We start from the raw sequence: 20,382 nt of genomic DNA, 5'->3' as shown, positions 1-20,382 counted from the left end.
TCGGACGTGAGTATTCCTACCAACAGCTTGTGATAGGCGATAACTGGCGAAATCATTTCGCTAAGTGCGTATCTTTTGGTTGCAAAAGTGGTATACTCCCCCGCCGAAAAGTGACAACGATTGTTTTTTCAGAGTAAAGCAATGACTGATTTATCAAAATACAGAAATATCGGTATCTTCGCGCACGTTGATGCCGGTAAGACCACCAGTACCGAGCGTATCCTGAAGCTGACCGGTAAGATCCACAAGACCGGTGAAGTGCATGACGGTGCCGCCACCACTGACTTCATGGAGCAGGAAGCTGAGCGTGGTATTACCATTCAGTCTGCTGCTACTACCTGTTTCTGGAACGATCACCGCCTGAACATCATCGACACCCCCGGACACGTTGACTTCACCGTTGAAGTTTACCGTTCCCTGAAGGTTCTCGATGGTGGTGTTGGTGTATTCTGTGGTTCCGGTGGTGTTGAGCCCCAGTCTGAGACCAACTGGCGTTACGCTAACGAATCCGAAGTAGCCCGTCTGATCTTCGTGAACAAGCTGGACCGTATGGGTGCAGACTTCTACCGCGTAGTAGACCAGGTGAAGAACGTACTGGGCGCTCGTCCGCTGGTGATGACCCTGCCTATCGGTATCGAAGACGACTTCAAGGGCGTTGTAGACATCCTGAGTCAGAAGGCTTACATCTGGGACGACTCCGGTCTGCCTGAGAACTACGAAGTAGTTGATATCCCTGCCGAGTTGCAGGAGAAGGCCGCCGAGTACCGCGAAGAGCTGATGGAAACCGCTCTGGAGATGGACGAAGACCTGCTGATGGAGTACCTGGAAGAAGGCACTGAGCCTTCCATGGAGCAGATCAAAGCCTGCATCCGTAAGGGTACCCGTGACCTGGCATTCTTCCCCACCTTCTGTGGTTCCGCCTTTAAGAACAAAGGTATCCAGCTGGTACTGGACGCGGTAGTTGATTACCTGCCTGCTCCTACCGAAGTAGACGCTCAGCCTCTGACCGATCCAGAGACTGGTGAGCCTACCGGTGAAGTAGCGACCGTTTCCGCTGACGAGCCTCTGCGTGCCCTGGCGTTTAAGATCATGGACGACCGTTTCGGCGCCCTGACCTTTATCCGCATCTACTCCGGTGTTCTGGAAAAGGGCATGACCATCCTGAACTCCGCTACCGGCAAAACCGAGCGTATCGGTCGCATGGTAGAGATGCACGCCGACGAGCGTACCGAGATCACTCGCGCCCAGGCTGGTGACATCATCGCCGTAGTTGGCATGAAGAACGTTCAGACCGGTCACACCCTGTGTGATCCTAAGAACGAGTGCACCCTGGAGCCCATGATCTTCCCTGAGCCTGTAATCTCCATCGCTGTTGAGCCGAAGGACAAGGGTTCTGTTGAGAAGATGGGTATCGCCATCGGTAAGATGGTTGCAGAAGATCCTTCCTTCCAGGTTGAGACCGACGAAGAGTCCGGTCAGACCATCCTGAAAGGCATGGGTGAACTGCACCTGGACATCAAAGTAGACATCCTGAAGCGTACCTACGGCGTTGAGCTGGAAGTTGGTCAGCCTCAGGTTGCTTACCGTGAGACCATCACCTCCGCTATTGAAGACAGCTACACTCACAAGAAGCAGTCTGGTGGTTCCGGTCAGTTCGGTAAGATCGACTACCGCATCAAGCCTGGCGAGCAGGGTTCCGGCTTCACCTTTGCCTCCACTGTTGTGGGCGGTAACGTGCCTAAGGAATTCTGGCCTGCCATTGAGAAGGGCTTCCGTGACATGATGGATACCGGTCCTCTGGCTGGCTTCCCTGTTCTGGACGTTGAAGTTGAGCTGTTCGACGGTGGCTTCCACGCGGTTGACTCCTCTGCTGTGGCCTTCGAAATCGCCGCTAAGGGTGCTTTCCGTCAGTCTATGCCTAAGTCCGGTCCTCAGCTGCTGGAACCCATCATGAAGGTGGACGTGTTCACTCCTGAAGATCACGTTGGTGATGTTATCGGTGACCTGAACCGTCGTCGCGGCATGATCAAGGACCAGGAAGCTGGTGCTACCGGCGTACGCATCAAGGCAGACGTACCTCTGTCCGAGATGTTCGGTTACATCGGTCACCTGCGTACCATGACTTCCGGTCGTGGCCAGTTCTCCATGGAGTTCAGCCACTACGCACCTTGTCCTGCTAACGTTGCCGAAGAGGTAATTGCAGAGACCAAGGCTAAGAACGCCAAGTAATTCTTGAGTTCTTCCCTAAAGCCCCGGCCCAGTGCCGGGGCTTTTGTTTTTCTAAATGCGCAATCTTCCCGGGGAAAACTTGTTCAATGCGCTCTTGGTGTTAGCATTACTCTATAAGCTTTCACAAGGAGTGAGTGTGCATGCAGCCCCACGACCGTATCCCCCTCGATGATTTTGTCGAATATGACGCCGAGCAGATGGTTCAGCGATCGTCTGAGCACCTGGCACATCTGCGCCGGCGTCACTCCGTTCGCAGTTTCTCGGATCGCCCTGTTCCCCAGGAGGTGATTGAGAACTGTCTGCTGGCCGCGGGCAGTGCCCCCAGTGGTGCCAATCACCAGCCCTGGCACTTTGTGGCCATCCGCTCTGATGAGGTGAAGAAACAGATCCGAGAACACGCCGAGTTGCAGGAGCGGGGGTTCTATGACGAGAAGCGCGCGGGTGAAGAGTGGCTCAAAGCCCTGAAGCCTTTAGGCACCGATGCCAATAAGCCCTACCTGGAGATCGCCCCCTGGTTGATTGCGGTGTTCAGCAAGAAGCGGGGTGGGATGCACGACGATGGGGAAACCACCAACTACTACGTGCATGAATCCGTAGGCATTGCCACCGGTTTTTTGCTTAATGCGTTGCACACCAGCGGCCTGGCGACCCTGACCCACACCCCTAAGCCGATGAGTTTCCTCTCCAAGGTGTGTGGCCGTGGCGATAACGAGCGCCCCTATATGCTGATTGTGGCGGGTTATCCGGCAAAGGGTGCCACCATACCGCTTCATGCGACCCACAAGAAGTCCCTTGAGGAGATCTCAAGCTTCCTGTGATCAGTTCTGGGCCGGGGCAGGCTTGCCCAGCAGTTGACTGTCTCTGGCCATCTCGATAAACAGCCTCAGACGCTGATTTTCAAATGGGGTCCTGGGGTAGATGGCCCACAAGGGGCCTGGGGTCGCATGGCGGCCCTCAAACAGGCGCACCATCTCGCCGCTCTCCAGGTACTTGTCACAGCAGAAATCCGGCAGCCAGCAGATGCCGTGGCCCAGCAGGGTCATCTGCAGGGCCGCTTCGGCTTCATCCAGCATCAGATTGCTTTTTACCTGCAGGGTCCTCTGCTGCTCTCCGTCTTGCCACAGCCAGTCTCCATCCTTGAAGTCGGTGTAGTTGAGTACCACCAGGTCGTGGTCTGCCAACTCGGTGATGCTGCCCGGGCTGCCTCTGCGCTCCAGGTAGTCGCGGCTGGCGTAGAAGTCCCTCTGAGTCAGAGACAGGGGCTCGTTGACGAAGCTCTTGTCCTCCAGGGGTTTGGTATTGAACATCAGGTCCACATCGAATTTGGTGGCATCCGGCGGGGACCAGGTGGACTTGAGCTCCAGATCGATGCCCGGGTAGGTTTTGACGAAGCGGGACAGTACCGGGCCGGCAATGACCCGGTTGAACAGGCCCAGGGCACTGACTCTGAGGCGGCCCACGGGCTCACCGCTGGCACTCTTCATCTGTTCGGTGGCGGTTTGCCAGTGCTGCTCTATGTTGAGGCTGTGCTCCAGGAAGGCCTCCCCCTCCTGGGTCAGGGACAACTGGCGGGTGGAGCGCTGAAACAGGGTGACGCCCAGGTGGGCCTCCAGCTGTTTGACTCTGCGGGTGACGCTGGGCCTGGGCAGAGAGAGGGAGTCGGCGGCCCGGGCAAAGCTGCCCAGGCGGGCTATCTGGTTAACCAGGCGAATGTCATCGAGAGTGACTTGATGCATAGAGGGACAACCCAGAAGTAGTTGGCTAATGACACAAAGGGTATCAGTGGTTTTATCGCCGCCCAAGTGGCGCGATGGAATTCACCTGCCTTTGTTGCAGTTTCCCCCAGCGTCTTTCTGGCGTTGGGGGAAACCCACCTGGTATCAGAACCTGTGTGCCAGTCCCAGGCTCAGGATGTGTACATGGGCTTCGGAGTGGCCGGACACCGTCTGACTGAAGGGCTGACCGGCGACTGGGTCAAACCCCTCGATGGCCTGGTTGACCTCGATATCTCCCAGATCAAGGTACTGATAGCTGAGGTCCAGCTGAGTGTTGGGGGTCAGGGCCCAGCTCAGGCCGGCGGCGTAAGCAATTTGACGGTCCACTGGCGGATCCAGCTTGTGATTGGCCTTGGACACGGCGGACTCGTCGTAAGCGATGCCGGTTTTCAGCGTCAGCGTAGAGGAGACTTGGTAATGGATACCCAGGGCGCCGCTCCAGGCGTCCTGCCAGTTACGGGGCACTAAGATGGTGGGACCATTGTCGTGTTCAATCAGGCTGCGGTCCATATCAGACCACTGGGCCCACTCGATGTCTGCCATCAGGCTGAGAGCCGGTGTGAGCTTGTGCTCCACACTGAAGGTCACCAGATCCGCCAGATTAAACTGCTGGCTGGCCTGGTCGTGAACGGCTCCCATAGGGGTGGACATGCTGGTTTCTCCCCGAAGCTGATGTTCTACCCCGGCCACATAGCGCAGTCCCAGGCTGGTGTGCTGCCAGGGGCGGTAGAGCAGCCCAAGGGCCCAGGCCAGTTCGGTATCGTCCAGCTTGAGAGTTTCTTCGGCACCGGGGAAGGGATCCAGGGTCAGCTCCCAACTCATGTAGCTGATGCCCAGGCTGGCACCCACCGACCATCGGTCATTGATGCGGTAGCCCACGGAAGCTTGAGCGACGCCGATCATTACCTCCACCGATTCAATGAAGTTGGATCCGGCCCAGTTGTCGCCAAAGTCGGTGGCTCCGCCGGCGGGGGAAGCCAGGGCCAATCCGATTCCCCAGTCTTCGCTCAGCGGTTGACCATAGAACAGGGAGCCGCCGCCGCTGAGGCCAATGCCATAGTCGGTGCTTTTGCGTCTTCGTTCATAGTCTGGATTGGTGCCGGTTGAGCCCTGATCGTGGAAGCTAAAACTGTCCTCAATCAGCAGCAAGCTGCCCTGGACCTCCCTCTGCTCCAGATAGGCCAGCCCCGCAGGGTTGTTGAAGGCGGCACCGGCGCTGGTGTCGGTGGTTCTTCCGGCACCGGCACTGCCAAGATAGGCCGACGCGGTGTCGTCACGCAGGATGCCACTGGCTTCTACAGACAGTGAAGTGGTTGTCATTACCATTATCGCCATAGTGCTGAGTCGATAATTCATATATCCCCCTTATATATTTAAGGTTTGGTGTTTTTGTTGGAGTAATTGTTTGCAGCGGACTATATATCTGCCGAAATTAATGGCGGTATGACTTTGCAGCAATTTCGTGAGAGTGAACAAATTAATTTCATTTTATTGATCTCACTATTTTCCGTCAGGAAAAACTCTATTCCACTTTTGTTAATTTGACCTGATTTTATGTGCGCCTGCATGGCCGGGACACTCCGAGTGCGGGTGCGATGCCTGCCGGTGACACACCTCTAAGCTTCTCGGCAAACTGCTGTTGATATTGGGTTTTATGGCAAAGTGTTAGGCGCATCCCAGAATTGACAACTCATTGGCCGGGTAAGAAAGGCCATAAGAAGAAACTAACCCCTTTTATTAGAAAGGTTTTTACATATAAAGATCAATATAATTATCAATAGTGAAATACTGAGTTGTTTGGTTTGGTCTATTTGATTCTGGCTGGCTTTACTATTATTGAATCGAAGCTGATACGTCCGAAATAATTCCTTCAAATTTGTGTTGGACGAATTTATTTTGGCCTGGAATATGAGAAAAACCATGACTGAAAATAGAAACCAGGGAAATACCCGGTCCGCTACGGATCATGAGGGTTTATTGGAAAACCCCGAACGACGCAAGCTGTTTAAGCGTGCAGCCATTGGTGGTGGTGCAGTGCTGGCCGCGGGCTTAGGTGCTTATGGAGCCGGGCGTGCGTCCATCGAAGGCAAGATCAATGAGCAGTGGCCCATTCTGGCTGATGACTTCCAGCCCTTCCCGGGCGAAAGCCACATGTGGTCCTACGCCGGCAGCCCCTTCCTGATGATGCGCCACCCCGAGCGCAACGAGCAGTTTGGCCGGTTGGTGAAAGGCAACCCCAACTACAACTTCCAGCTGCAAGTGCCGCGCTTCGAACAGAAGGGGCACGATAACGCTCGTCCGGGTTTTACCCAGCTTGACCGCTCTCTCTCCCATGCGGCCTGGTGCCCTCCTCACAAGTGGGATTTGCGCCTGGGGGCCATGGGGGTACCGGACACCATATGGTTCTCCTGGGATCAGTCTGACATGGAGCATGAGCAGTATCAGTTTGCCTCCAAGCAGCAGGCGGCAAATGCCATCCGCAGTGCCGCACGGCTGTTCGGCGCTGCCCGCTGTGGTATTGCCAAGCGGGATAAGCGCTGGGATTACGATCCCATCTATCACGCCGGCCCCACGGTGGAGATGTTTGAAGAGATGGACCGTCGCGGTGTCAGCAAGATCACCGACCCACAAGAGATGGGCAAGGCAATGATGGCCGCCCTGGAGGAGTTTAAGCCGGTTGAGAAGCAGCTTTCCTGGGAGAAAGACTTCCCGTTCACTCCCAAGACGGTGATCGTCATGGCAGTGCCCATGGATTATGACAATCTGGCGACCGCACCCACCTTTACGTCCGGAGGCACCGTGGGAGACGGTTACACCAAGATGGCGACCCTGGCGTCGCAGATGGCCAAGTTTATCCGCGGCCTGGGTTACCACGCCGTAGCCTCGGGCAACGATCTGGGTAACTCCGTGGCTTATGGCATTGCCGCCGGCATGGGGGAGGGCGCCCGGAACGGTCAGCTGATTGTACCTGGCTACGGCCCGCGAATTCGCCTGTGCAAGGTGTACACCGATTTTGAGTTTGTCGAGCACGATCAGCCACGTACCTGGGGCATCGAAGACTTCTGCAAAACCTGTAAGAAGTGCGCCGAGGCCTGTCCCTCCAAGGCTCTGCCCATGGATGAGGACACCACCTTTACCTTTGTGGGCGAGCACTCGGAGCAACCCGGCTACAACTGGAACAACCATGAAGGGATCAAGAAGTTCCATGTCGATTCCAAGCGTTGTTTCGACTACTGGATGGAGAGCGACGGCGACTGCGCCGCCTGTAATGCTGCCTGTACCTTCAACGAGCCGGACTTCTGGCACCACTGGATGATCGTGGCCGCCAACCCCTTCGTGCCAGCGACCCTGCACGGAGTGATGTCTGAGATGCACCCTGCCTTTGGCTATGGCGCCACCCAGGATCCCACCAAAGTGGCGAAATTCTGGAACACAGGTGAAGGGATGCGAGTGAACCCCACCAACCGTAACGTGTTCGGCGCCGTTGGCCGTTCATAAGGAGGACAACATGGAACTAATTGAATTTTTCATCATGGGGATCCTGTTCACCCTGGGTGTGCAGGGAATGGCGTATCTGTCGGTTAAGGCGCAGCTTCCGGTGACCGCCTGGGTTGGGATGATCACAGGTGGCCTGATGTTTCTGTTCGGCATTGGTTGGGCTGGGAGCTCCTTTATCGAGAACGTGCCTCAGTCCGGCGCCCTGGGACTGGCGGCCTTCTGCATGCCTGGACTGTTGCTGATGGCCTTCATCTGGCGCAAATACGCCCCCAAGGGCGCCCGCCTGTAAGCGTCAGCCAGCCTACGGCCGTGCCGATCATCCTCCGGCACGGCCCCATTTCTCAGAGCGTATTATGAGTAAGAAACTACAGAATCCCTCCTCCCTGCTAAGCCTTGTGGCCTGGCTGAGCCTGGTCCTGGCGTTTGTCGCGGGCCAGCTTGGCAACCAGCCTGACTATCCCGCACGGCTGGCTAAGAGCTTTCCCGGCGCCCAGTTGGTCGAGCAGGCGGACACCCAGGGTGGTCCGGTGGTTCTCGAATGGGTCAACCGTCAACCTGATCAACCCCAGGTGGTGATCCTCGGAGAGGGGCAGGGCTATGGCGGACCATTGCAGGTGGCGGTCACCGCCAGTCGCATCGAGGGGGGCGCCCGGGTTCATGGTGTCCACCTGATCGGGCATCGCGAAACCCCACCCTATGTGGCGCGCCTGGTGAAGATGCAGTTTTTCCGCCAGTTCGCCGGTGCCAGCGTCACCGATGACTTTCTGCTCGACACGGATATCGATTCCTTTTCCGGCGCCACAGTCACTGCCCGGGGCGTGAGTCAGGCGCTGCGAGGATCCCTGCACCTGGGCGCGGTAAAGCATCTGGGGCTGGAACCCAGCTGGACACCGGATCCCTGGGTCTTCGGATGGGAGGAAGCGGGCATGCTGCTGCTGGCTCTGGGGGCCGTGGCGGTCAGCGTCGGTGGGCGAAGCAAGCCGATGAGCTGGCTGAAAACGGCGCTTCCCCTGGTTTCCCTGCTGTTTGTGGGGTTCTACACCAACGCCTCCATCAGCATCGGCAGCCTGGGGAGCATACTGCTTGGCTACCTGCCCAGCATCAAGCAGCACCCCATCTGGTGGATTCTGATGGGGACCATAGTCCTGGGGGTGGTGGTGTTGGGGCGAAACCTCTATTGCAACAAGTTGTGCCCCTATGCGGCGGTGCAATCGTTGCTGCATAAGATCACCGGCATCAATATGAAGGCGCCCAGGTGGCTGAACAAGCATGGCCGCTCACTGGTACTGGGCATGATCTGGGCGTCACTGATGCTGATCTTCCTGTCGCGCCATCCGTCCATGGGCGCCTATGAGCCCTTCTCCATGATGTTTGCCCTGGAGGGGACTGGGCTGCAGTGGTACATCCTGCCTCTCTCCCTGTTTGGTGCCTGTTTCGTGCCGGATTTCTGGTGTCGTTACTTCTGCCCAGTGGGCCTGACCATCAATGAGTCGGTAAAACTGCGGCGCAAGTGGGTCAATCGATTGAGCCAACGTCGACGCGCCGGCCACACCATCGCTGTGCAAACCAAGGAGTAACCATGTCCAGAGTAAAATCCCGGGGTGAGGCTCACCCCATTTCCCAGTTACTGAGCGTGGTCACCGTGTTGCTGGTGCTGCTGTTTTTTGTGGGAGCGGCCGAATCCATCATCACTGACGGCGTACTGCACCGTTTTGTTCAGCAGCTCGGTTGGGCTGAAGGGGGGGCACAATGAGATACGGTCCTGAGCGCTGGCTCGCCTGCAGCCACTGTGGCGGTGCCTTGAGATTTCGTGCGCTTCTTCAGGTGGATGCCCGACTGGCCCAGTTGTGGAGCGACGGTTATGTCGACAGCCCCTCGGTGCCCGAACAGCCTTTGGTGGTGGCCTGTGGCCACTGTCAGGGTAGCGTGTGGTTGCCGGAGTTGGCTGACGCCACAGGCTCTGATGGAGTGGATTATCGTGCCCTTACCGAGGAGGAGTTGTGGGCGCTGACCCGGAGCTATGGGGAGGAGCTGTCGGAGCATCAGTTGCACCTGAGGCTCAAACTCTGGCAGCTGGCCAACCACCGTCATCGCCGCGGCGAATCTCAGGTGGTCTGGAGCGACCGCGAGAGACGCAACCTGGAGAGGATTCTGGGTTTGCTGGATCTCTCTACGGCCACAGAGGTGATGACGGCGGTTGAGGTGTCCAGGCAGCTGGGGATGTTTAATCAGGCGTTGGGGCTCCTTGTCAGGGTCGAAGGTGAGTTGCCAGCGGCCTTGCTGACTCAGGTAGAGCAGCGGATTCAGGCCCGGGATCCCAGGGTGTTTAGCGTCAGAGCCAATGGGGAGGCTGGCCATGAGTGCCGCCGCTAAACAGCTGCAGGATCCGGGCGGCGATCATCATGGGTTGCAGCAGATGCTGGCCGACCTGAATGAACAGTTGGGCCTGGGGGGCATATGGTACTGCTACGACATCGCTCATCCAGCGAAGTGGTGCAGGAGGGTAAAAAGCAGCGAGCAGATGATACGCAGCTTTGTTCGCCGCCGCCGGCTCTTTGCCAGCAGCGGCACCGCCGCACAGCTGTGGCAGCAGCAGATGAGTCATTACCCGGGATTGGGCCATGTTCTTGAGGGAGTGTGGAATCAGCAGGTCTACTTCTGGCCCATGCGGGAGCTGCCGGTAGTGATGAGCCGCCGCTTGACCAAGGCCGGGATAGAGGCGCTGGTGACCTTTAGCGTCCGTTGTCCTCTGTCCCCGGAGTTTCGAGGACGCTTCACCCTGTTGATCCCGGACAGCCAATCTGTGGCTCAGGTCAGCGCCACAATCGAGATGGTTCTGCGGCAACTGCAGCAGCTGCAAGTCAAAATTGCCCTGGAGTTTGGCAAGTCCATCAATCCTCTGGTGGATTACAACATCGTCAATCCGTTGTCGGCCTACATACTGGGTTTGTTGGCTCAGGGGCAGGACAGAGAGCAGGTTTCTGCCCAGCTCAGGCTGACTCTGCGGGGGGTGGACTACCACGTCAGCGTGCTCAAAGAGCTGCTGGAAGCCAGAAACATTGCTCAGCTTGTGTATCGGGCGGGGCAGTGTCAATTGATCTGATTGGCTTTACCCCCTGGGCTCTAAACGCTAGTTTAAATGTTCAGCAATTGAGCAGGGAGAGCCGTTGATGAACCACCTTACAGGCCCGGATGGGGCAACCCACGAGGTGTTTAACCAGCCACCGGCGCTGGAGAATCACAACCTGTTTGACACCGATGTCCCACTCAGGGAACTGCTTGCCAGGGAAGGGGGCCGTTGGGGTGAGGAGCGGGTTCGCCACCTGGGGGCCACCCTGGGACAGAGAGATTGGATCGCCCGCGGATTTCAGGCAAACGAGCAGGCCCCCAAGTTCCACAGCCACGATCGCTTCGGTCACCGTATCGATCAGGTGGAGTATCACCCCGCTTATCATGAATTGCTGTCTTTGGCGGTGGACTCGGGACTGCCGACCCTGCCCTGGACCCATCCTCAGCCTGGCGCCCACGTGGTGCGGATGGCACTGAGTTACCTCTACAGCCAGGTGGAGGCAGGATCGGGTTGCCCCCTGACCATGACCTTCGCCGCGGTTCCCCCTTTGAGAAAGCTCAGTCCCCAAGCTGGCCAGTGGCTGCAGAAGCTGCTTCATGGTTGCTATGACCCGACCAACGCCCCCATAGCGCAAAAGCAGGGGATCACCATAGGGATGGCGATGACCGAAAAACAGGGGGGCACGGATGTGCGGGCCAACACCAGCCGTGCCGATGAGGTTGAGGGAGAGCTCTATCGTCTCACCGGTCACAAATGGTTCTGCTCTGCCCCCATGTGCGATGCCTTCCTGGTGTTGGCTCAGGCGCAAGGGGGGCTCACCTGTTTTCTGATGCCCAGATGGAGTCCCGATGGCAGCAAAAATGCGCTGCAGATCCAGCGTCTGAAAGAGAAGATGGGCAATCGTTCCAATGCATCCTCCGAGATAGAGTTCCGTGATGCCCTGGCCTGGCGTCTGGGAGAGGAGGGACGAGGTGTGGCCACCATCATTGAGATGGTGGCACTGACCCGATACGACTGCATGATTGGTTCCACGGCCCTGATGCGCCAGGCTGTGGCCCAGGTGACTCACCACATTGCCCATCGCAGTGTGCTCGGCAAACGCCTCATAGACCAACCCCTGATGCAAAATGTGGCCGCCGATCTCTGTCTGGAGGTGGAGGGGGCGCTGGCGATGACCTGCCGGGTGGCCCGGGCCCTGGACAACCAGGCCAGCGAGGCCGAACGCCTGCTGGTGCGCATTACCACTGCCGTGGGCAAATACTGGATCTGTAAGAGAGCCACCAGCCAGATAGGGGAGGCTCAGGAATGCCTGGGCGGCGCAGGTTATGTGGAGGAGAGCATTCTTCCCCGGCTCTACCGCGAAGCGCCGGTCAACTCCATCTGGGAGGGCAGTGGCAACGTACAGTGTCTGGATCTGTTGCGGGCCATTTCAAGGACGCCGGCGGTGGCCGAGGTGTTCATGGAGGAGTTGGGGCAGGCCCGAGGAGGGCACCGCCTTTACGACGCCTATCTGGATAGGCTGGGGACTCTGGTAACGGATCTCGGTGACATGGAGTATCGCGGCCGGGCGGTGATGGAGCGTCTGGCTCTGGGATTCCAGGGAGCCCAGCTGATCCGTGCCGGCAATGAGAACGTTGTGGACGCCTTCTGCCGCAGCCGTCTGCAGGAGCGCCTTGGTTACTGCTTTGGCAACCTGCCCAGCGGCATCGATTGCCGGGCAATCATTGAGCGGGCCCGGCCTCACTCCGGCTGACAAGGGGGGACTGACGCACGATGCTCAGCTGCGTGTTCTAGGGCGCCAGTCTACAACGCCTTCGCCGAAGAGGACGGTGTGATGTTTACGGCAACCTGATGCGCAGGAGGAGCGAAATCGCCAAGGTTGCATTTAGGCGGTGACATCCGGCTAAGGTATTGTTGTAATTGACTGCAATCCGCCGGAGTGATGGCGTCAATCAGAACAGCAAGGATAGAGAATGATGAAGAAATTGGGTTTGTCCGTTATCGCCGCCGCGGTGATCGCCGGAGGGGTCTACATCAATCAGACCCAAACCGGTGGCGCAGGCATGCTGGAGCAGGTTCCTGCTGACACGGTATTTTTCGCCGCTCAAGTGACGCCTTTTCCGCTGCGGGCCCAGCTGGAGCAATATTCGGCCCCATTGTTGAGTGAACAAGAGCGGGTCATGATGGAGCAGGAGCTGGAGGATATGACTCAACCTTCAGCCCGTTTTCTGATGCATTGGTTTATCCATTATGCTGAGGCGTTGACCAGCCCGGACAAATTCATTGAAGATTATGGCCTGGCGGATGAGGTGACAGGTTACACCTATGCTCTGGGCATGACCCCGGTGCTCAAATCCAGTCTGGCCCATCCTGACAAGCTGTTTGCCACCCTGGATCGTTTCGAACAGCAGAGTGGCCAGACCCACGAGATGCGCACTCTGGGTGATAGACAGGCTCGGGTCTACCCCCTGGATCTGGATGACACCGGTGAGGTGATCGAGTTGTGGGTCGCTCATCATCAGGGCGAGCTGACCTTGACCCTGGGGGCTCCCTTTCTCACTGAAGCGCAGATCACCCAGACTCTGGGCGCGTCTCAGCCAGCCCGCTCCCTGGCGGACAGTGGTGAGGTGGCTCAAATCAAGACGCGCAACGGCTTCTCCAGTGACAACCTGGGTTTCATAAACCACAAGCAGTTGGTGATCGGGCTGTTCAGCCAGGATGGCAATGAGTTTGCTCGTCAGATGACCAAACTCATCGATAACCCCTCCGAAGTGGTGTCGTTCCGCAATCCAGAATGTCTGAGCGAGTGGTCGGCCATTGCCGATAACTGGCCCCGTACCTCATTTGAAAACGACTATCGTCTTGAGGCCGGCAAACTGGCTATGGAAGGGCAGATGGTGGTCGAATCCTACAACGGTGTGATCCTTGACGCTCTGATGCAGATGCGTGGCTTCCTGCCCGATCTCGGCAAAGGAGCCGCAGGTCCGCTGCTCAGCGCCGCTCTGGGGCTCAATGCGGACAAGCTGCAGGGGAGCCTGACCACCATCCGCGACCAGTGGCTGGAGCAGGAGTATCAGTGCCAGGCGCTGGGTGAGATCCAGGATGAGCTGAAGATGATGCCCCCTGAGACTCTGGGATTGTTTGCCGGATTCACCGACGGGGTGCAGGGCATCAGCCTGAGCATCTTCGACTATGCGCTGGATCAACAGGGAGTGAGCAGCGAGATGATCGAGCGTGTGGATATGCTGATGAGCTTCTCCGCCAAGGACCCCGGCAAGATCGTCGCCACCGGTGCGGCTGCCTTCCCTCCCTTGGCTGAAGTCAAGGTTGCCCCGGGTGAGAAGAAGCAGGTGGATCAGGTCATGGGCCAGTCACTGCCTCAGACCATGACCGTCGAGCAGGCAGGGGAGCACCTGCTGATCTACTCAGGGCTTAAGTCGGAGGCGGCAGCCCAGACTTTGGGTATGCAACCAGCGAATCCTAATGGCCTGTTCTCCATGGTACTGGATTACCGCCGTGCCATGGAGCCCATGATGCAGCTTCTCAGTGCCATTGAGCCTGAAGCGGCCGCTGAGTTGGCGACTTACAGTGAAATGGACGCACGACTGAGCATGGAGATGGATGTGGACAGCCGGGGACTGGTATTGACCTACGATCAGCAACCGACCCAACGTTAACCGCCGAACAAGGCTCTTGCGGCCTGATGTCTACAAAATCGACATCAGGTCGCAAAACTATCTACTTTTCTGTCGAAAATTCACAGGTAAGATCGGGGCAGAGTTATGGCCACACTCAACGGTGGTCCCATCTTACAGACAAAGTGGAGCTTCTAATGAGCAGTAAACAATTTCTCACCTTTCACAGTGTGGTCTACGGCTTTTTTGCCCTGGCACTGCTGTTGGTCCCCGTGCAGCTTTGGCCACTCTATGGGCTGGAGATCGCCGACGGCGATGCCCTGTTTTTGTCGCAGCACAACAGCATCTTTCTCGGTGGCATCGCCGCGTTGACCTGGTTGTTACGCGATCTGACCCAGCCAGACATCCTTAGGCGTGTGCTTGTCGGTTTGCTCGTCACCAATGTGTTTGGGGTCATCATTACCCTGTATGCTTGCGTCTCCGGGGTGTTTTCCGGCTTTGGCTGGAGCGATCCCGCTTTCTTCACCCTGCTGGCTTTGTTGAGCCTGATGCAATTGAAAAAGCTGGACTGACTTCGCCGGATGCCCGGAGGTTTGTTGCTCGATTTTTTGGGGTAGTATAAGGGGTTCGAATCTCGGCATCGGACCCTTTCATGCGCCCCAACCTCAATCAACTCAGAGTGCTCAGTGCCTTACTCCATACCCCCAACCTGACCCGGGTTGGCGAGGCGCTGCATATGACTCAGTCTGCGGTCAGCAAGACACTGGCTCAGTTGCGCGACGACTTTCAGGATCCGCTGCTGATTCGTGATGGCCAACGCTATCTGCTGACCCCACGGGCAGAGGAGTTGAAGCAGGCCCTTCCTGAAATGATGAGGCAACTTGAAGCGCTCTATCGGCCACCGGCGTTCGATCCGGCACAGTGCCGACGCACCTTCGTCTTCGCTTCCTCCGATTATGTGGCTCAGTTTATCTACCCCTTGATAGCTGCCGAGGTGGCGCGTCAGGCCCCCGGGGTGACCTTGAGGTACCGTTTGTGGCAGCGAGAACAGGTGCACCAGCTGGCGGACCTACCCGTCGACCTGGTCTCCACCATCCTGGAAGAGGAGGAGGTGCCTGCCAACCTGTGCCATTGGCCCGGTGGGGAAGATGGGCTGGCGGTGGTATTGCACCGGGGCCACCCCCTGGCGAAGGGAGAATTCAGGCTTCAGAGCTATCTGGGCAGCCGCCACCTGCTGGTCAGTGGGGGAGGGGATAAAGACACCCCGGTGGACCGTTATCTGGCGACCTTGGGCCATAGGCGGCAGATCTGGGCCGAAGTGCCTTTCTTCCAGGCGGCGGTGGGCATTCTGTGTCACTCTGATGCCCTGTTGACCACCCCGCTGCACATTGGGGTTCAGCTTGCCGAAAACGCCCCCCTGACCGTTCGCCGTCTGCCTTTCGCCTTGCCTAAGCAGGGGTATCGCATGTTGTGGCACCAGAGACTCGATCACGACCCGGCACACCGCTGGTTTCGCGAGCTTGCCCAGCCGCTGCTCGAAGGGCATCTGCGCAGCTACGTCGTTAAAGGCATGAGCATCTGGAATGGCCGTGATGACTAGATATCTCTTTGTGGCATCTTGTCAGGGGATTATGCTGAAGTCATTGAGGTTCGAATAGGAAAGAGCAATGAGTTTTACCACCTGGCTGCCCCTGGCCACCATCTGCGTGCTGGGCGCCATCAGCCCCGGGCCAAGCCTGGCCCTGGTGATCAACAATACGGTGCAAAGGGGCACGGCCACCGGTCTGAATACCGCCATTGGTCATGGCCTGGGTGTGGCCCTGTATGCGCTGATCACCGCCATGGGACTGGGACTGATGATCAGCCAGACGCCCTGGTTGTTTCAGGGGCTGCAGTATGCTGGCGCCGCCTTCCTGCTCTATATGGCGTTTAACATTCTGAGGGCCAAGTCTGCTGCTGACACCGAAGAGCCCAAGCCCCATAAAAGCCGGTTTGTCGGCTTTGGCGGTGGCTTTATGGTGGCCTTCCTCAACCCCAAGCTGGCGATATTTTTCCTGGCGTTGTTCAGTCAGTTTGTTCGTGAAGACCTCACCCTGGGTGATCAACTGGTGATGATGGCCACCGCCGGTGGCATCGACGCCCTGTGGTATGCCGCCGTGGCCTTGGGGATCGGTCGCACCGGGCTGCTGGGTTGGCTTAAGTCCAACGCCCTGTGGGTGGACAGGACCAGTGCGCTGATCTTTATCGCCCTGGCCACGGCTGTAGTGCTGCGAACCTGATGATTTTTTCGATTAAAGTGAACAAGATTATCAGTGTGATCCAGATAACAGATGTGGCTGTGCCCGCTTGAGTCACCCATCACAGGGCGTAAGCTGGTGTCAACCGTTGTTGAGCTAAGGAGTGATGTTGATGGACACTAACCTGAAATTCGCGCTGGGCGCCGTTGTGGGCTCTCTGGGCATGATCGTGGTACTGGCTTCCTTTATTTTCTAAGGAAGACCAGACACAACAAAGCCGCCTGTTGGGCGGCTTTGTTGTGTCTGGCGTTGGACTCAGTTGTATTGAATGTTGTCGCCGGAGATGCGAATGATCTTGTCGGCGATCAACTGCTGAAACTGGTTCTGAATGGCCACGTCGTTTCCCTGAATTTTCATATGGCTGGCAATATGGTTCTTCAGGGTGGCGATGGTTTTCGGTCGTTTGTTCTTTGGGGTTGAGATCAGCAGTTGCAGCATCTTGTCTGGATCCGGTGGGGCTGTGTTCATACGAACCTGCTGGCATTTTCGGCCATTGCTGCGGATGTGGGTGACCAGAGGGGTAAAGCCGTTGTCATTACTGATGACATCAAAGGCGATGTCCGGTGACTCCAGTGCATCGAACTTGCCCAGATAATAGCTCAGGTGAAAATCCAGATTGTTGGATTGAATCTCCTGTACCTGGACAAGTGTTAGCTCTATGGGGGAGGGGTAGCGTTGAGAACCCAGATCCACTTTGGGCTGCTTGGCACCTAGAAGCAGCACCACCTTGTCGTAGGCACTGAGGTCCACTTTGTCCAGGTTGCCAATGTTCTCATAATCGATGAATGCCCACTTCATGCTCACCTCCCTGTGGCCCATAGTCTCTGGCCAGTAAGCATGGTACAAAGCCCCTAATTCAACAAAGTCTGTATGATCAGCGGACCCACCGGTAGGCGTCAATGCCGATGGAAAGGGATGAGAAGGCGAAATGAAAGCCCCTGAGAGTGACTCTCAGGGGCTGCTGTTCAGGGCAGGATGATGTGGGGCACGAAGCGGGAGAGATCCTGGGTGATCAGGCTTGAGTCCTCTCTCACCGAGATGCCGGCGGCTTCATCGCCCACCAGCCAGGAGCCAATCAGGGCGTAGTCGTCGCCGAAGCGGGCGAGGGGCTGGAACGCCTGATAGATGACGCCCTCCTCTCCATAGGGGCCTTCGCTGTCCGCCACCGCGTGCCCCCCTTCGAGAATGCGCACATTGGCGCCCTCCCGCGAGTAGATGGGTTTTTCCACCAGCTTACTCTCCGAGGCCAGATGCAGTTCATCGGCGAAATAGGCGGGCAGCAGGTTGGGGTGGTTGGGGAACAGCTTCCATAACATCGGCAGCAGCGCCTTGTTGGAGAGCACAGACTTCCAACTGGGTTCCAGCCAACGGGTCTGGCTCTTGTCCAGATGCTGGCCAAACTCCTCCCGCAGCATGAACTCCCAGGGGTAGAGTTTGAACGCCGCATGCATGGGACGATCCTGGCCATCCACAAAGCCGCCTTGGGGCGTCAGCCCGATCTCCTCGATAAAGGTGAAGATGGCCTCGAAGCCCGCCTCTTCGGCGCAGTCCTGAAGGTACTGTACCGTGCCTCTGTCCTCGTCTGTGTCCTGGCAGCAGGCGAAATGCAGTGGCACAGGTGGCCAGCTCCGCTTGAGCTGGGCGAAGCGTTCAATCAGCTTGTCCTGAATGCTGTTGTACTGGTCACTGCCCTGGGCCAGGGTACCGTCCTTGAGACGGTCCTCCAGCCACAGCCACTGGAAAAAGGCGGACTCATACAGGCTGGTGGGGGTGTCGGCGTTGTTCTCCAGCATCTTGGCCGGACCGGCGCCATCGTAGGCCAGATCCATACGGGCATAGAGTGAGGGATCCTTCAGTCGCCAGGAGCGGGCGATCATCTCCCAATGCTCCCGCGGGATGGCAAATCGAGTTAGCAGTTCCTCGCTGGCCATCACCTTATCCACCACCTCCAGACACATCTGGTTGAGCTCTGTGGTCGGGTCTTCCAAGTCCCGCTCTATCTGCTCCAGGGTGAAGGCGTAGTAGCGGCTCTCGTCCCAGTAGGGCTCCCCATAAAGAGTATGGAAATTAAAACCATAGCTTTCGGCCTGGCTCTGCCAGTGGGCCCTTGGGGTGATCAGTTCGCGCCGCATCAGCCGCCCCAGCTCCTGGAACTGCTCTTAGTGCTGCTGCGGGCCTGGGTGGATTTCACCCGGGCAATCTTGCCGAAGCCGCCCCGCTGGGTCACCGTAGTGGCCTTCTTGGGGGTGAAGTTGTTGGGGGAGGTGCGGACCACCCGGTCATTGGCGCGGCCGACGGTGTCGCCGGTACCGGTGACCAGCTTGCCATACATGGGCGAGCGGGCGTTTTTGGAACTGTAGAGCGGCGCGGCGCGGTATTTGCGCGAGGAGCCGCTCAGCATGTTGCCTATCATGTAGCCATACATCATCGGCATAAACCAGCCACCGCCGCCACTGCTTTCGGCGTACTGATCGCCGTCGGCCAGGGAGCCGGCAAACTCGCCGCCGCCCATGCACTGATCGGCGCCGAACTCCAGCTCGCAGTCGGTCAGAGAGTTAAAGCGAGGGGCGGTCTCCTCGGCCAGTGCCATGGCTTCACCGAAGACATCCCGGCACAGCTGCTCCTGATCTGGATTAACCAGGATGCACTCCTCCGCAGTTTTGTATACCTGGGCCGTTTCCTGCTTGGGGGCAGGGCTGCAGCCAGACAGCATCAGGGAGACGCTGACGGCGGCTGCCGTCGGTGCCGTGGCCTGTTTCTTAAATCTCGGGGAGAGGACAGAACGACTTCGTTTCACAATCTGCTCCTAATAGCTCATGCAGGCGGCGTTGAGCAAGCCTACACAAATGTTAATGGCGGCCAGCACGATGGCGGCGGCGATGTTGTTTTGCTCAATCTTTTCCACCAGGCCGGGCAGGATCACCAGTCGTACTACGGTGAAAGCCAGCAGCTGGGCCACCAGTGCGACGCCAGCCCAGAGCACGTAATCCATCAGAGAGACAGAGTTGGCTGCCGCCGCTGCCAGGGCCAGGGTAAAGCCTATCAGGGCACCACCGATGCCGATGCCGGCTGCTTGATTTTGTTCCTGTTTTACCAGGCCCCATTCATCATAGGGAGTCAGTGCAGAGTAGATCACCTTGAACAGGGCGATCAGGGCCAGTCCGATCACCAGGTAGGTAAAGAAAGGGCCAATTCCGGCCAGAGAGTCAGTCAGCATATCCATATGTGTATCCAGTTGGTCGAAACGATTATTGTAAACAAAAGGTTGGGGTGGGTGCTAACCCCGGGTAACCCCATGGCTCAGGACATGAGCACCATCAAAATAATCCCCGATTCTGCGGCTCCTCAAAAGGTACCAGCCAAACCAGAAACTGGCTAACAGGGGAAGGCTCTGGTAAAGGCCAATCTCCCCGCGCAGGTGCAGCACCCCGGAAAGTTGCAGGCCCAGATCCGCCACCCAATTGGCCAGCAGTAACCAACGGCCATGACGCCACAGTATGGTGAGAGCGGGGCGCTCGTCGCTTTTGAGTCGACCGCAGATCATCAGGACGATCACTGGTAATCCCGAGGCCAGACCAAGGTAAAAGTGGTGAGTATCAGGATAAAACAGCGCCAGGATATCGGAACCCGTGGTTCGGCTGGCAGCGGCAATGGCCAAAAGCAGCCAGGTTCGCGCGAAAAACGCCAGCAAAAGGTAGAGCCACACCGGCGCCTTTAGGCTGCCGTGCTGGTCGTATGCGTGGATTGGGTAGTTCAATGGTCTCTCTCTCTGCTGGCCCTAGGATAAGGAGTGGGGGCGCCACTAAGGTTTTTCAACAGTAAGAATATAAGTGAATGGAATATGAAGAAGGGATGACGACGGACTATGATTGGTTCGA

Annotated in this window: 21 protein-coding genes; 14 read left to right on the top strand and 7 right to left on the bottom strand. The window is 57.6% G+C overall.

The genetic code is table 11. The features are described 5' to 3' along the window. Positions 1-141 precede the first annotated feature (141 nt). A complete protein-coding gene (gene fusA / locus G505_RS0116755) occupies positions 142-2,229 on the top strand; it encodes an elongation factor G (RefSeq protein WP_028110589.1) in 2,088 nt (695 codons plus the stop codon). A 140-nt stretch (positions 2,230-2,369) separates the two neighbouring features. Further along, positions 2,370-3,047 carry a nitroreductase family protein gene (locus G505_RS0116750; RefSeq protein WP_028110588.1) on the top strand — a complete coding sequence of 226 codons (678 nt, stop codon included), beginning with the start codon at positions 2,370-2,372 and terminating at the stop codon, positions 3,045-3,047. Here the strand turns inward: G505_RS0116750 and G505_RS0116745 are convergent, their stop codons facing one another. Next, positions 3,048-3,965 carry a LysR family transcriptional regulator gene (locus G505_RS0116745; RefSeq protein ID WP_028110587.1) on the bottom strand — a complete coding sequence of 306 codons (918 nt, stop codon included), beginning with the start codon at positions 3,963-3,965 and terminating at the stop codon, positions 3,048-3,050. Between the two features lie 144 nt (positions 3,966-4,109). After that, the gene (locus G505_RS0116740; protein ID WP_028110586.1) at positions 4,110-5,324 is read right to left on the bottom strand and encodes an OmpP1/FadL family transporter; all 1,215 of its coding nucleotides are present in this window, start codon (positions 5,322-5,324) and stop codon (positions 4,110-4,112) included. Positions 5,325-5,924: 600 nt separating this feature from the next. On the opposite strand from G505_RS0116740, the gene G505_RS0116735 reads away from it, so the two are divergent. The 12 genes from G505_RS0116735 to cydH all read left to right on the top strand — a co-directional run bounded on the left by G505_RS0116735 (position 5,925) and on the right by cydH (position 16,700). Then, positions 5,925-7,502, top strand: a complete 1,578-nt coding sequence (locus G505_RS0116735; RefSeq protein ID WP_035385515.1) for a reductive dehalogenase — start codon at positions 5,925-5,927, stop codon at positions 7,500-7,502. A gap of 10 nt (positions 7,503-7,512) precedes the next feature. After that, positions 7,513-7,791 carry a hypothetical protein gene (locus G505_RS0116730; RefSeq protein ID WP_028110584.1) on the top strand — a complete coding sequence of 93 codons (279 nt, stop codon included), beginning with the start codon at positions 7,513-7,515 and terminating at the stop codon, positions 7,789-7,791. A 64-nt stretch (positions 7,792-7,855) separates the two neighbouring features. Further along, positions 7,856-9,079 (top strand): FMN-binding protein, encoded by a 1,224-nt coding sequence (locus tag G505_RS0116725; protein WP_028110583.1) that lies wholly within the window; start codon positions 7,856-7,858, stop codon positions 9,077-9,079. A 2-nt stretch (positions 9,080-9,081) separates the two neighbouring features. Continuing rightward, positions 9,082-9,255 (top strand): hypothetical protein, encoded by a 174-nt coding sequence (locus G505_RS23120; RefSeq protein ID WP_157509264.1) that lies wholly within the window; start codon positions 9,082-9,084, stop codon positions 9,253-9,255. Next, entirely contained in the window at positions 9,252-9,875 is a 624-nt protein-coding gene (locus tag G505_RS0116715) for a hypothetical protein (protein ID WP_028110582.1), read from the top strand. The genes G505_RS23120 and G505_RS0116715 overlap by 4 nt, the downstream gene beginning before the upstream one ends. Further along, positions 9,859-10,605, top strand: a complete 747-nt coding sequence (locus G505_RS22545) for a LuxR C-terminal-related transcriptional regulator (RefSeq protein WP_051216380.1) — start codon at positions 9,859-9,861, stop codon at positions 10,603-10,605. Before G505_RS0116715 ends, G505_RS22545 begins: the two co-directional genes overlap by 17 nt. A gap of 67 nt (positions 10,606-10,672) precedes the next feature. Continuing rightward, on the top strand, positions 10,673-12,325 hold the full coding sequence (locus G505_RS0116705; protein WP_035385514.1) for an isovaleryl-CoA dehydrogenase: 1,653 nt from the start codon (positions 10,673-10,675) through the stop codon (positions 12,323-12,325). A gap of 220 nt (positions 12,326-12,545) precedes the next feature. Continuing rightward, positions 12,546-14,249 (top strand): hypothetical protein, encoded by a 1,704-nt coding sequence (locus tag G505_RS0116700; RefSeq protein ID WP_028110580.1) that lies wholly within the window; start codon positions 12,546-12,548, stop codon positions 14,247-14,249. A gap of 155 nt (positions 14,250-14,404) precedes the next feature. Further along, positions 14,405-14,779, top strand: coding sequence for a hypothetical protein (locus G505_RS0116695; RefSeq protein ID WP_028110579.1), 375 nt, complete (start codon positions 14,405-14,407; stop codon positions 14,777-14,779). Positions 14,780-14,859: 80 nt separating this feature from the next. Next, positions 14,860-15,807: a LysR family transcriptional regulator gene (locus tag G505_RS0116690; protein WP_028110578.1), complete on the top strand. Its 948-nt coding sequence runs from the start codon at positions 14,860-14,862 to the stop codon at positions 15,805-15,807. A gap of 67 nt (positions 15,808-15,874) precedes the next feature. Beyond that, entirely contained in the window at positions 15,875-16,486 is a 612-nt protein-coding gene (locus tag G505_RS0116685; protein ID WP_028110577.1) for a LysE family translocator, read from the top strand. Between the two features lie 124 nt (positions 16,487-16,610). Further along, positions 16,611-16,700: a cytochrome bd-I oxidase subunit CydH gene (cydH, locus tag G505_RS23510; protein ID WP_136853662.1), complete on the top strand. Its 90-nt coding sequence runs from the start codon at positions 16,611-16,613 to the stop codon at positions 16,698-16,700. Between the two features lie 59 nt (positions 16,701-16,759). On the opposite strand, the gene G505_RS0116675 is transcribed toward cydH, so the two are convergent. The 5 genes from G505_RS0116675 to G505_RS21865 all read right to left on the bottom strand — a co-directional run bounded on the left by G505_RS0116675 (position 16,760) and on the right by G505_RS21865 (position 20,261). After that, positions 16,760-17,302 carry a PIN domain-containing protein gene (locus G505_RS0116675; RefSeq protein WP_028110576.1) on the bottom strand — a complete coding sequence of 181 codons (543 nt, stop codon included), beginning with the start codon at positions 17,300-17,302 and terminating at the stop codon, positions 16,760-16,762. Positions 17,303-17,469: 167 nt separating this feature from the next. Beyond that, complete coding sequence (locus tag G505_RS0116670) at positions 17,470-18,636, bottom strand: glutathionylspermidine synthase family protein (protein WP_028110575.1); 1,167 nt, start codon at positions 18,634-18,636, stop codon at positions 17,470-17,472. Next, entirely contained in the window at positions 18,636-19,301 is a 666-nt protein-coding gene (locus G505_RS0116665) for a DUF1190 domain-containing protein (protein WP_028110574.1), read from the bottom strand. The genes G505_RS0116670 and G505_RS0116665 overlap by 1 nt, the downstream gene beginning before the upstream one ends. Positions 19,302-19,310: 9 nt before the next feature. After that, positions 19,311-19,727, bottom strand: a complete 417-nt coding sequence (locus G505_RS0116660) for a DUF350 domain-containing protein (RefSeq protein WP_028110573.1) — start codon at positions 19,725-19,727, stop codon at positions 19,311-19,313. A gap of 54 nt (positions 19,728-19,781) precedes the next feature. Further along, the gene (locus G505_RS21865; protein ID WP_051216376.1) at positions 19,782-20,261 is read right to left on the bottom strand and encodes a DUF2919 domain-containing protein; all 480 of its coding nucleotides are present in this window, start codon (positions 20,259-20,261) and stop codon (positions 19,782-19,784) included. Between the last annotated feature and the right edge of the window lie 121 nt (positions 20,262-20,382).

Origin of the sequence: Ferrimonas futtsuensis DSM 18154, from assembly GCF_000422645.1 — a bacterium.
Taxonomy (GTDB): Bacteria; Pseudomonadota; Gammaproteobacteria; order Enterobacterales; family Shewanellaceae; genus Ferrimonas; species Ferrimonas futtsuensis.
Note: the sequence above shows the minus strand (reverse complement) of the source record. Positions and strands in the feature narration are given on the sequence as shown.